This window comes from Chroococcidiopsis cubana SAG 39.79 (assembly GCF_003991895.1).
Lineage (GTDB): Bacteria > Cyanobacteriota > Cyanobacteriia > Cyanobacteriales > Chroococcidiopsidaceae > Chroococcidiopsis > Chroococcidiopsis thermalis.
Genome location: NZ_RSCK01000016.1, coordinates 63951 through 76295 on the forward strand (window position 1 = coordinate 63951; position 12345 = coordinate 76295).

Sequence of the window (12345 nt, forward strand, 5' to 3'; positions counted from 1 at the left end):
ATTAATCGAAACAAATACCTAAGCGATCGAAAAATTACCCATTGCGATCGCATTCTCACTTTTCATAAATTGCTGATGCAGGGTTGGTCGATCTAATTCTTGTTCCCTTCCTGCCATGTTTTTATGTCTTTATCTTTAATTTCTAAACTAGTTCATAGTTTTGCGCTATTAAGTTCTCTCATATTTATTTTCCCAGCACAAGCAGAAGTCACAATATCGGTAGTTGCTAACGATCTTGATAATCCACGCGGGCTAAACTTTAGTTCTGATGGCAGCCTCTACGTGACAGAATCAGGTGTAGGGGGAGATGGACGTTGCATTCCTGGTCCCAGTTTGCAAGGACTTTCTTCCTGTGTCGGTAATAGTGGTGCTGTAACCAAAATTAAGGACGGTAAGCAAGAACGCTTGTTGACTGGACTACCATCTATCGCTTTAAGACCCACTGGTACTACTGCTGCTGGACCCCAAGATATAGTATTTGATGCCTATAATAATCCCTATTTACTCATTGGATATGGCGGAAACCCAGAAACTCGCGACTTTCCCGAAGGTGCGCCGAGTTGGGGACAACTTTATCAAGTTGATTTGCTTACAGGTCATTTAAAAAGTCTTGCCGATTTAGCCAAATACGAACTGGATAATAATGCTGATGGGAAGGACACATTAGATGTTAGCGGTGAAGTCGCCAGCAACCCCTATGCTTTTACAATTAAGGGTCATACCGCTTATATTGTGGATGCAGCTGCAAATGACTTGCTGAGTGTAAGTCTAAATGGTGGTAGCTTAAGTGTATTATCTGTACTTCCCACCCAGACGATAAAAGACCCAATTTTTCCTACGCCAGCGCCGGGACAAGTACTACCTCCTGAAGCGCCGCCACCAGGACAAACACCAGCGGAAATCGAAATTCAATCCGTACCGACAGGCGTGGCGGTTGGTCCCGATGATGCTTTGTATGTTAGCGAATACACGGGTTTTCCGTTCCCTGTAGGGAAAGCTAGAGTCCTGCGAGTTGCTGCTGATGGTAAAACAACAGTTTATGCCGAAGGCTTTACCCAAATTTCCGACTTAGAATTCGATCGCCAAGGTAATTTATATGTTTTACAATATGCCAATCAGCCGCAATGGACGGGTAGTGTAGATGGTGCTTTGATTCAAGTTGCCCCTGATGGTACGCGGATAACGCTTGTTAGTGGTAATGGACTAGAATCGCCAACTGCTCTTACTATTGGTCGTGATGGGGCGATATATATTTCTAATAAAGGCGATCGCCCCAAAGAAGGGCAAGTGTTACGAGTTACAAAATGAACTATTTGGCGCATCTGTTTTTAGCCGAACATACACCTGAATCGTTACTTGGAAATCTTTTAGGAGATTTTCTTCAAGGGATAAGTAAAGAACGATATTCAATCGCAATCCAGCAAGGAATACAATTACATCGAAAAGTCGATGCATATACAGATTCGCACCCAATAGTCAAAGAAGCTAAACAACTAATCTCTGTAACGAGGAGAAGATTTGCCGGAATTTTAGTTGATATATTTTACGACCATTTTTTAGCTAGAGATTGGCAGAAATATAGTTCGGTAACTCTTAACGATTTCAGCCAAAAAGTATATGCGATCCTATCACAAAATCAATCGATTCTACCCGATCGCCTCCAACGTGCATTACCACAAATGATTCAACAAGATTGGTTAAATAAATATCAATATATTAGTGGAATAGAGGTGACGCTCAACCGGATGGCTCATCGCGTGAACAGGCAAGGAGAGATTTTAGCTAGTGGGATTGAAGAATTAACAGCTCATTATCAGGAATTAGATCGCAGTTTTCAATCCTTTTTTCCTGAATTGATAGGGTACGTCAAAACGACCCGATCGCACCTGAAATACCCTGATAGGATGGAAGTAGGTAAATAAACCCGATCGCAAACGCAATTATGACTTTGGGTAATGTCCGCGACCTGTACCAGCAGGTAATTCTAGAACACTATAAAAAACCTCGCCACAAAGGAAAAACCGATCCCGTGCATCGGTATCAACGGGGACATAATCCTTCTTGTGGAGACACGATTGAATTAACGGTGCAACTGAATGAAGCGGGCGATACGATCGCAGATGTAAAATTTGATGGTGAAGGTTGCGCGATCGCGATGGCATCGGCTGACTTAATGGCAGATGTTTTGCGCGGTAAGCCTGTCAGCGTCGCATTAGAGATGGTGCAGCGCTTTCAACGGATGATGAAAGGGGAAGATGAGTTTCCTAAAGAACAGCGCAAACTCAACGTGATGGCGGGAGTCGCTCAGTTTCCCGTGCGGATCAAATGTGCTAATCTCACCTGGCATACCCTCAAAGCCGCCTTGGAATCAACCAACGAGCAAGTGCCTGAAGGATTTATCAGTAACGAAAACGAGTAATCAATCTCACTATTTGATTTCATAATGCCAACTACAACTGATTTTCTCAATGCTTCTGGGTGGGTAGGAATAACCACCCTAGCTTTAGCGGCGATAACCGTTCTGGGTTTTCTGCTTAAATGGGGAATTAGATTTCGCCTCGTCGGGATCACTGGCTTTTTAGGCGTACTTACAGGCGGATTGTTTGCCCTTGGTTTAGTCCCATTTACTCGCACGGTTATCCCAGGCGCAGTCCGTTACTCTTTAGTATTCGATAACGGCGGGACGCAAACCGTGATTGCCGTTCCGCCTACCATTGATAGCGAGGCGCTAGAAGCAACAATGCAGCAAGCCGCCAGCGATTTATTCTCCTACGGTCGCTTAGGTAGACAGGACGATAAACTGACGATTAGAGTCAGGACAAATTTGCATCCAGAACCAGGAGTTACCAAACCCCTCTACTTGGGACAAATCGAGCGATCGCTCTCCAGCCGCACTGACAATGCAATGGAAATCAAGCTGAATCCTGAAAGCATAGCGCAATTACCAGGGAGCAGGGGAGAAGAGGGCTGAGGGAACAGAGTAATGGGTAGTCATAAAGTCAAAAGTCAAAAGCTAAAAGTCAAAATCTAGCAACTACCAATTACCAATTACCAATTACCACTCGCTTATACTATATATTCAACCACCAAATACTAGATAAAATGCTTTGTCTGTCCGTAGCCCCAGCACAGGTAATCCGCGCTCCGCAAGCCTTAGAAGCAGCTGGAAGCGCGATCGCGCGTTTAGGTCATCGTCCTCTGATTGTAGGAGGCGATCGCTCTCTTGTTGCCGTCCAATCTCGCTTAAAGCCTGTATTGGAAGCGCAAAAATTGAAATTTACCCAAGCAAGCTACGGTAGAGATTGCAGCGAGGCGAGTTTAGCGGCGTTAAAACAAGCGGTAGCAGCACACCAAGCCGATCTGATTATTGGTGTTGGTGGTGGTAAAGCCTTAGATGCGGCGAAATTATTGGCGTATCAGTGCGAGTTGCCTGTCGTCACGATTCCGACTTCGGCGGCTACTTGTGCGGCTTGGACGGCTCTTTCTAACGTCTACTCGGAAGACGGAGCATTTTTGTATGATGTCAGCCTGCCCAATTGCCCTAATTTACTCATCCTAGATTACGATTTGGTGCAAACTGCTCCCAGACATACTTTAGTCGCTGGCATTGGAGATGCGATCGCCAAATGGTACGAAGCCTCTGTGAGTAGCGGACACTCGGAGCAAACTTTAATTATTGCTGCCGTGCAACAAGCTAGGGTACTGCGCGATATTTTATTTCAAAAATCCGCCACTGCTTTACAAGCACCAGGTAGTGAAGTTTGGCGGGAAGTAGTCGATGCTACAGTTTTACTCGCAGGAGTTATTGGTGGTTTAGGGGGCGCGCAATGCCGTACTGTAGCTGCTCACGCCGTCCACAATGGTTTAACTCACCTGCCGATTCACAGCAGCATTCACGGCGAAAAAGTTAGCTACGGCATCTTAGTCCAGTTGCGGTTAGAGGAAATGGTACAGGGCAATCAACTGGCAGCTACCGCAAGACAACAGCTACTTAAGTTTTATACCGAAATTGGACTACCCCAAACTCTTGCAGACTTGGGACTGGAAAATATTACGATTACCCAACTCAAACAAGCGGCAGAAATCGCTTTAAATCCCAAATCTGACATTCATCGGCTACCCTTTAAAGTTGTTACAGAACAATTGATGGCGGCGATGGTTTCTACTACGGCTCCGGCTAACAGCAATCCCATCAACCCCATCACTACAAATCTCGTCAACGAAGAGGTAGCTCAATGAGCTTGGATTGGATTAGTCCGGCGGATCGCGTCCGGGCGCTACCACAGTATGTATTTGCTCGATTAGATGAATTAAAAGCGAAAGCCAGAGAACAAGGGATCGATTTAATTGATTTGGGGATGGGAAACCCCGACGGCGCAGCACCTCAGCCCGTAATCGATGCGGCGATCGCCGCATTAAAAAACCCCGCCAACCACGGTTATCCCCCGTTTGAAGGTACGGCAAGTTTTCGACGGGCAATTACAAATTGGTATCATCGCCGCTATGGTGTGAATCTCGATCCTGATAGCGAAGCCTTACCGCTACTCGGTTCTAAAGAAGGATTGGGACACTTAGCGATCGCCTATATTAACCCTGGCGATGTCGTACTAGTCCCCTCACCCTCTTATCCCGTCCATTTTCGCGGTCCCATTATTGCAGGCGGAGAGATTTATAGCCTCATCCTCAAACCAGAAAATGATTGGCTGATCGATCTAGCAGCAATTCCCGATGCAGTAGCCGAAAAAGCCAAAATTCTCTACTTCAACTATCCCAGCAATCCCACCGCCGCTACAGCTCCCCGCGAATTTTTTGAAGACATTGTTGCCTTTGCTCGTAAATACGAAATTTTATTAGTGCATGACTTATGTTATGCCGAATTAGCTTTTGATGGTTATCAACCTACCAGCTTATTAGAAATACCAGGTGCAAAAGATATCGGTGTAGAATTTCACACCATGTCCAAAACCTATAATATGGCAGGTTGGCGCGTGGGATTTGTGGTAGGAAATAGCCACATTATTCAAGGTTTGCGGACGTTAAAAACGAATTTAGATTATGGTATTTTTGCCGCATTGCAAACAGCCGCTGAAACAGCTTTACAACTCCCAGATGAATATTTACATCAAGTCCAAGAACGCTACTGTCGCCGCCGTGACTTTCTGATTCAAGGATTAGCAGAATTAGGTTGGAACATCCCAAAAACCAAAGCAACGATGTATTTGTGGATTCCTTGCCCACCTGGGATGGGTTCTACAGACTTTGCTTTATCTGTATTGCAGCAAACTGGCGTTGTCGTTACCCCTGGAAATGCGTTCGGTGTAGGAGGAGAAGGATACGTCAGAATTAGTTTAATTTTAGAATGCGATCGCTTGGGCGAAGCCTTACGCAGGTTTAAGCAAGCAGGTATTAGATATTCTACAGAATCACTAGAAGTAATTCGTAATAAATAAGCTAAAAATGCAGAGTGGGCATGACTCACCCCACCTAATTCTTAACTTAAGACAGAATATCTACCCTCGTTGCTCTGACTTCTGAAATTGAATTTTAGCTTTGTCTTGCCACTTTTGTGCCAAAGCAGTTAGTCCTTCACTACTTTCTCGCATTTTCTGTTCAGCCATACTAGCAAGCTCTAGTAGTTCTTTAAGTTAGTTTTTATCTAGTTGCTTTTCCGTCATTGCAAGTTCTCCAAACGAGTTTTTATCTCATTTACAGCTATCTTAGTCTCTATTACCCGCCCCAGTTCTGTTGCTAGAACCTCCCTCGTCATTTGTAGATCGTCGTCTGTAGTTACATCAATGGCAGCGAAGTTTTCTACTATAGTTTGAATCCTTTTTCTGTCTGTGTCTACCAGCAACATAATACTATTCAGGTAGGCAAAGAACTGAATCAACATAGCATTGTTGGGGAAGTATTTTAGAATAGTTCTGATAATATTTAATCCTGCGCTCGCCTCCTGCTCAACAAGATTGAGTTCCTAGTTCAATCTGACAATGAGAGAATTAATTTCTGGCGGAATTTGCATACTTAAAGTCATTCTAATACAAATCCTGAGTGAAGCGATCGCAATCTTTAACAATCTTTCCTTTAAAAAATAAATAAGGTGGGCAATACCCACCTTATTATCTAATTTTTGCTTGAAAGGTTTTTATCAAGAATAAACCCAAATAAAAAATAATAAAAAGCCAAAAAATAGACCCGTGCAGCTAAATAAAATTAAAGCAGTAATTTCTTCTAATTCTTTTTCAAACGTCATAATTATTTTCCAGAGATTGGCTATCGTCTTCACTGGCACAGAGCCAAATATAGAATAATTGATTTTTCTCAGGTTTCAGACTGGAAGAATTACCGAAGTTAGTGTGAAAGATTAGCGATTAAAAGCTGTTGTTGTGTAAAAAGTTTAAATTGGTAGCTAAATTAATAAGAAGAGGTAAAGCGATCGCACCGTTGCTGATGCAAATAAATCTATGGGAATTCTCAATTGACTTTAGCAACGAATAGATCTCTAAATATGTAAAGAAGTCTAAAGAATTTTAATTTTTCTATTAAATCTCACACATTTGTTCTCGGGTTGTTCAAAATCGTATTATGAGCAGCAACTCAAATTCGTTACGAGTTTGAGATAAGCCGATTGAAAGAGATTGCTTATATATCTTTAACAAAAGACTTTTAACAAATCCCGATAAAAAAGGGAGGAGGGACACTATGGCTAAGATTGCCCAGGAAGTCGTTCAGAAGTCTGGTGTGAATGTAGAAGAGTTGGTACAGAAGCTCGTCCGTGCCGCGTCTGCTGAATTTACAACTTACTACTACTACACAATTCTGCGGGTTAATGCCATTGGTTTTGAAGGAGAAGGACTCAAAGAAATCATTGAGGATGCAAGATTAGAAGACCGCAATCACTTTGAGGCTTTAGTACCGCGAATCTATGAATTAGGCGGACAGTTACCAAGGGATATTCGAGACTTTTCTAACGAAGCCGCTTGTCCAGATGCTTACTTGCCTGAATGGAATCGTGGTAATGGCAAATCCACGCCACGAGTTGGCTTTACCAGCGGCGGAAGCGAGGAATCAAAAGAAGCAGTCTCAGAAGTACAGCAGGCAATGCAACAAGGTGATATTAGACCAATGCTTCAGGTTTTGGTAGAGGCAGAACGGTGTGCTATTCGCGTTTACACTGAGATTTGCAACATGACCTTTGGGAAAGACCACCGCACCTATGAGCTGTCCTTGGCTATTCTCAACGAGGAAATCGAACACGAAGCTTGGTTCTCCGAGTTTTTAGGTGAAGGTCCTTCCGGTCACATCCGTAGAGGCGCACCAGGAGAATCGCCCTACACTTCGCGCTTTTTAGTCGCACCATCCAACGGTCACAAACTGTAGAGAGTAGAGACGCGCCACGGCGCGTCTCTACTGCAAAATCTTGCTATGACTGAATTTATCAAAGTTACTAAACTCAGTGCTGTGTCTCCAGGCACGATGCAGGTTGTGGAAGTTGGAGATATACGCTTGCTGTTAGTGAATTTAGATGGAGAGATCTACGCTCTAGCCACCCAATGTCCTCATCAAGATGGTCCTCTGGAGCAAGGAACGCTGTGGGGAGACAAGATCGAATGTCCTTGGCATCATTACCTCTACGATGTCAGAACTGGAGCCAATGTTTATCCCCGCAACGTTTATCCATCTGACTTGACTGAACTAGAGCGAGATTTACAGCCTGTACGCTGTTATCTAAGTCGCGCGATCGGGGATGAGATTTTTGTAAGTATAGAAGGAGACTCCCGATGAATTTTGGATCGATGCGATCGCCTTTTGGTTGGGATACGAACCGCGATAGTATGGATGCCGCAGCACTCGTTAGTCGCTACAACCAGGGAGAGCGAGATTTTCGCGAAGTGCATTTGAGCGGCGTGAACTTGTGGAAAGTGAATTTGAGCGAAGCAGATTTTAGTGGTGCAGATCTAGTAGGAGTTGACTTCAGCGAAGCAAACTTAGCTGGAGTTAACTTGAGTGGAGCAAATCTGACTGGAACAAATTTGCGTCATGCCAACTTGACCGATGCCAAATTGATTTTAGCAACGCTGCGGGGAGCCAATTTAGAACGGGTGGAGCTAATTAAGGCAAACCTCTCCCAAGCAGATTTAAGTTGGGCAAACTTAAGCCAAGCTAACCTGAGCGGCGCAAATTTAACCGGAGCGAATTTAGTCGATGCCAAAATGGAAGGGTTAATTTTGCGGGGAGCTAACCTAAAACGAGCAAAACTAAAATCTCAACTGCAAGATGAGCGAATAGATTTAGCTTGGGCAATCATGCCAGATGGATTAATTCACGGTTGAATTGAGCAAGAGCGATCGCGTATGTACGACAGCCTGTCTTTTGACTGAAGCAAAAGTTTTACCTAGAGTAATGAGTTGCAGTCAAAAACATGTACTTTCAGATCTCTGGCAATTAGACAGCATGTTTAAGCGATCGCTCCTCGTACTCGCTACCGTTGGCGTTACCATTTTGGCGAACAACGCTGAAATGACGGCTCATAACCACGATCCCACATCCGAGCCTCATTCCCACACCAGTAAAGACCCCCATCATCAGATGAGGGAAATTTCCGCAGGCGAACCCATCCCAACGGTGAAACTGGTGGTGCATCCCGACACCATGCGCGGGTACAACCTAGAAGTGCAAACGACCAACTTCAAATTTGCGCCAGAAGAAGTTAACAAAGCAGCAAAACCAGGAGAAGGTCACGCCCATCTTTACGTTAACGGCAAAAAAATCACTCGTTTATATAGCTCTTGGTATTATTTAGACAATCTCAAACCTGGTAAAAACGAAATTAGGGTTAGCTTGAATGCTAACAACCATCAGGTCTTAGCTCACAACGGTAAGATGATAGAAGCTACGCAAATCGTAGAAGTACCCGCAACCAAAAAGTAGAAATTTTTAACTTTTAACTTTTGACTTTTGACCTTCTACTGATAATGTCCCTCGGTTTCTTGGGAAGTTTCGGACACTGCGTCGGGATGTGTGGACCCCTAACAGTGGCGTTTTCCCTATCAGGTCAACAAGACAAACCGAAATGGCAGCAGCAAGTCTATTTTCATACTCTATTAAATTTAGGGCGGATAATTAGTTACGTTCTCGTCGGTGCGGCAATTGGGGCGATTGGTTCGATCGCGATCGCCAGCGGACAAATGGCAGGCATCGGAAGCGAAGTACGGCGCTGGCTGGCAACACTGACGGGAATCATGCTCATTTTATTTGGTTTAGCGCAAATTAACCCCCAATTTATCCACCTTCCCCTGCTACACCCCCTGACGCACGGTAAATGGCACGATCGCCTGAGTCGGGGTATGGTCAATCTATCTTTTAAAACACAATGGTGGACACCCGCAGGCTTGGGTTTAGTGTGGGGCTTAATGCCCTGTGGGTTTTTGTATGCGGCTCAAATTAAAGCGGCGGAAACGGGACAATTATGGCAAGGTGCAGCCACGATGCTCGCTTTTGGCATTGGCACTCTACCGATGATGCTAGGGGTAGGAGTCTCCACATCTTTTTTAAGTCGCGATCGCCGCAGTCAATTATTTCGCTTAGGTGGCTGGATTACAGTAGCAATTGGGGCGATTACCCTACTACGAACTGGGGATACGATGACTGATTATACAGGTCATGCATCCCTATTCTGCCTAATGCTAGCTCTGATTGCCCGTCCCATCAGCCGTTTGTGGGCTGCGCCCTTACAATATCGCCGCGTCTTAGGCGTGGGAGCCTTCGTACTCGCTTTGGCGCATACAACTCACATGATGGCGCATACGCTGGACTGGAATTTAGAAGCATTTGCTTTCCTGTTACCCACCCATCAAATCAGTTTAATCTTGGGATTTGTTGCGATTATCTTGATGACTCCGGCAGCAATTACGAGTTGCGATCGCGCCCAAAAATTCTTAGGCACGCGCTGGCGACAAATTCATTTATTAGGAATTCCCGCCACAATTTTGAGTTCAGCTCATGCGGTGCTGATTGGTTCTCACTATTTAGGTAGCGTGAGTGAAAGCAGTCAGTTCTATGCAAGTCTCTTGGGAGTTGCCACTGTGGGAGTATTGCTCGTGCGATCGCGTTGGTTTTGGTCAATTTTCCATATAGAAAAATACTATGTTTCAGCCAAAAAATCTTAGTAACTACATTCAATGGTTATTACTCAGCGTACTAGCAACAGGAGCGATCGCGACTGAGGCGATCGCCCATAAAGTAGAAATCTCCGGCGATGTCGGCGGGACAATTCACCTCGAACCTAACGACAATCCCCAAGCAGGAAAAGCAACACTCGCTTGGATCGCACTCACACGTAAAGGCGGACAAACAATTCCCCTTCAGCAGTGTAATTGCCAACTAGCAGTCTATGCCGAACCGCGCCAGAAAAATGCTGCACCACTATTACAACCGTCACTCAAAGCCGTGACAGCCGAGAAATATCAAGGCATTCCTGGCGCGGAAATTATTTTTCCCAAACCCGGTGCTTATCAGGTGGAATTGAAAGGGACTCCTAAAGCCGGAGCTAATTTCAAACCGTTTCAGCTCAATTTTGATGTCACCGTTGCCGCTACAGCGCGATAGCGACCCCGATTACTCTCTAGTCAGAGTCACTCCACTAAAGCGGACTGCCCCTTGTAATTGAGCTTGGCGATCTTGGGTAGAGCGCTCCTGCTGTAATTCTCTATAAGGTGGCACAAAAGTCACAGAGATAAAATCTCCCGTCATGAGACTACGCCTTTGTAGTTGCCTCACCGTAGAAGTAATATCAAGGCGGAAAGTGCCTCTTTGGGGCAGAGAGAATAGTGACAGAATCCCAGCATAGTAGGGACCATAAGGGTCTGGAGCGACTCCTTCAGGTAAATTGATGTAAATGTCGTAGGGAATAGGATTATCTGGGTTGTACTCGACTCCTGTAATGTTGAGAGTCAATGCAGATTCTGCCGTTAATGCTCTCGTCCTCACGAGATCTTGAGCTGGAGCAGACAGAGTGAGAGGCGCATCACTGAGGACAATCGTTAATTGCCGATCGTTAGCCGACATAGCTATTTGTTGCTGAGTGCTTGTATCTGTTTGTTGAGTACTTGTATCTATACTCTGCGACGATGGCGTTACAGATCTGTTTCTCCTTGATAAAGGATCGTCATACAAATAGTTTAGTTGACCCGCAGTATCGAGAACATCCCTACCGCGCAACTGTACCTGAGTGCCGTTTTCATCAAAGAAGGTAAAAACATCGTTCATCCAATCGCTGTTTGTTGTCGCATTTGCTCGTCCACCTCCCAGTCGCAACCAGCGCTCCCACAGGCGATCGATGTTCGCATGATGCAACCAAAAAATCGGATCGCGGGCAGCAGTAGGTACGCTTCCCATTAAGCCGCCTATACGCGAATGGATGCCGTTATGCGGTCTTCGTTCTAAGTCTCCATAACCATTAGCACGGTGAGTATTCGCATTTGCCTCAGTTACCCTGCGTCCACCAAAGCTGCGCCCGCCATCTGATGTATGGAAAAAGTTTGTCCGTTGAAAAGCATCTGCATATCTAACATCGGCTTCTGGCAATGGATCGCCCTGGTTGACATTAATGCTGCTGCCGCGATCGCTATAGAGGGGGTTTGTAGAATTGGCGGGGATGCGAAACGGTGAGGGTAAAACGCGCTGTTCGACGGAATCTGAATAGTTCCAGTACGGAAGTGCCAGATTCGGATCGCCGGATGCTTGCCTGAGAATACGCTCGAAATAATATAGGTACATGCGATGCCAGGGGAAGAAATAGAAGGTTCCATGCTGGCATGTCCTCCATGCTGTTAATCTGCGTGTCTCACCGCTGGGAATGCCATGCATATTAGCTTGGTAAATCCAACTGGTCGGGTTCGTATCAGGTCGAGATTTCATCACCTGAATACCTCTCCTGAGAGCCTCAACTTTCTGTGGCGACTGGATAAATGTATATATATTCTCGCGAACGTAGACAGTACCAGTCTGAGCGTTAGCGCGATCGGCGAAAAACCGACTCACGATGGGAACGCTTCCGACAGCAGCAGTTCCAGCAGATAAGAATCCAGCTAGTTTTAAAACTTGACGACGGGAAAGCTCGTAACTCATAAATTTCCCTCATGCGTAAAACTTAATAATTAATAGTTGCGTTGCAAAACTCAGTTGAGTTTGCAGCAGTTAAACGATGTTTTAATACAAGTTTCGATCGGGTCTTTATGGAAATACTTCATATTTATTAACTCAATCTTTAGTAACAATTCCACATAAAAAAGTCCGTATTTTACGGACTTTTTGTATATATTTAGCTACTCAGTATTTCTGTTG

Annotated in this window: 14 protein-coding genes; 12 read left to right on the plus strand and 2 right to left on the minus strand. The window is 44.9% G+C overall.

Annotated elements, in window-relative coordinates; translation table 11 throughout:
• The first annotated feature begins 123 nt into the window (after nt 1–123).
• The 6 genes from DSM107010_RS12700 (at nt 124) to DSM107010_RS12725 (ending at nt 5450) form a co-directional block, all read left to right on the plus strand.
• Complete coding sequence (locus DSM107010_RS12700; RefSeq protein ID WP_106170420.1) at nt 124–1308, plus strand: ScyD/ScyE family protein; 1185 nt, start codon at nt 124–126, stop codon at nt 1306–1308.
• Nucleotides 1305–1922 (plus strand): acyl carrier protein phosphodiesterase, encoded by a 618-nt coding sequence (locus DSM107010_RS12705; protein ID WP_106170422.1) that lies wholly within the window; start codon nt 1305–1307, stop codon nt 1920–1922. Before DSM107010_RS12700 ends, DSM107010_RS12705 begins: the two co-directional genes overlap by 4 nt.
• Nucleotides 1923–1942: 20 nt before the next feature.
• A complete protein-coding gene (gene sufU, locus DSM107010_RS12710; RefSeq protein ID WP_015153367.1) occupies nt 1943–2419 on the plus strand; it encodes a Fe-S cluster assembly sulfur transfer protein SufU in 477 nt (158 codons plus the stop codon).
• Nucleotides 2420–2443: 24 nt separating this feature from the next.
• Nucleotides 2444–2971 (plus strand): Ycf51 family protein, encoded by a 528-nt coding sequence (locus DSM107010_RS12715; RefSeq protein ID WP_106168516.1) that lies wholly within the window; start codon nt 2444–2446, stop codon nt 2969–2971.
• Between the two features lie 131 nt (nt 2972–3102).
• Nucleotides 3103–4239: an iron-containing alcohol dehydrogenase family protein gene (locus DSM107010_RS12720; RefSeq protein WP_106168515.1), complete on the plus strand. Its 1137-nt coding sequence runs from the start codon at nt 3103–3105 to the stop codon at nt 4237–4239.
• Entirely contained in the window at nt 4236–5450 is a 1215-nt protein-coding gene (locus DSM107010_RS12725) for an aspartate aminotransferase (RefSeq protein ID WP_106168514.1), read from the plus strand. The genes DSM107010_RS12720 and DSM107010_RS12725 overlap by 4 nt, the downstream gene beginning before the upstream one ends.
• 221 nt (nt 5451–5671) lie before the next feature.
• Here DSM107010_RS12725 and DSM107010_RS39590 read toward each other — a convergent pair whose 3' ends face one another.
• The gene (locus tag DSM107010_RS39590; RefSeq protein WP_199755521.1) at nt 5672–5893 is read right to left on the minus strand and encodes a hypothetical protein; all 222 of its coding nucleotides are present in this window, start codon (nt 5891–5893) and stop codon (nt 5672–5674) included.
• An 809-nt stretch (nt 5894–6702) separates the two neighbouring features.
• Here DSM107010_RS39590 and DSM107010_RS12735 point away from each other — a divergent pair.
• The 6 genes from DSM107010_RS12735 to DSM107010_RS12760 all read left to right on the plus strand — a co-directional run bounded on the left by DSM107010_RS12735 (nt 6703) and on the right by DSM107010_RS12760 (nt 10608).
• Nucleotides 6703–7380, plus strand: coding sequence for a Dps family protein (locus tag DSM107010_RS12735; RefSeq protein WP_015153373.1), 678 nt, complete (start codon nt 6703–6705; stop codon nt 7378–7380).
• A gap of 45 nt (nt 7381–7425) precedes the next feature.
• Nucleotides 7426–7785, plus strand: coding sequence for a Rieske (2Fe-2S) protein (locus DSM107010_RS12740; protein ID WP_127023075.1), 360 nt, complete (start codon nt 7426–7428; stop codon nt 7783–7785).
• Nucleotides 7782–8333, plus strand: coding sequence for a pentapeptide repeat-containing protein (locus DSM107010_RS12745; protein ID WP_015153375.1), 552 nt, complete (start codon nt 7782–7784; stop codon nt 8331–8333). The genes DSM107010_RS12740 and DSM107010_RS12745 overlap by 4 nt, the downstream gene beginning before the upstream one ends.
• A gap of 70 nt (nt 8334–8403) precedes the next feature.
• A complete protein-coding gene (locus tag DSM107010_RS12750) occupies nt 8404–8931 on the plus strand; it encodes a hypothetical protein (protein WP_015153376.1) in 528 nt (175 codons plus the stop codon).
• Nucleotides 8932–8975: 44 nt separating this feature from the next.
• Nucleotides 8976–10169 (plus strand): urease accessory protein UreH domain-containing protein, encoded by a 1194-nt coding sequence (locus tag DSM107010_RS12755; RefSeq protein ID WP_015153377.1) that lies wholly within the window; start codon nt 8976–8978, stop codon nt 10167–10169.
• Nucleotides 10147–10608, plus strand: coding sequence for a hypothetical protein (locus DSM107010_RS12760; RefSeq protein WP_015153378.1), 462 nt, complete (start codon nt 10147–10149; stop codon nt 10606–10608). The genes DSM107010_RS12755 and DSM107010_RS12760 overlap by 23 nt, the downstream gene beginning before the upstream one ends.
• A 9-nt stretch (nt 10609–10617) precedes the next feature.
• Here DSM107010_RS12760 and DSM107010_RS12765 read toward each other — a convergent pair whose 3' ends face one another.
• Nucleotides 10618–12129: a tyrosinase family protein gene (locus DSM107010_RS12765; protein WP_127023077.1), complete on the minus strand. Its 1512-nt coding sequence runs from the start codon at nt 12127–12129 to the stop codon at nt 10618–10620.
• Nucleotides 12130–12345 lie beyond the last annotated feature (216 nt).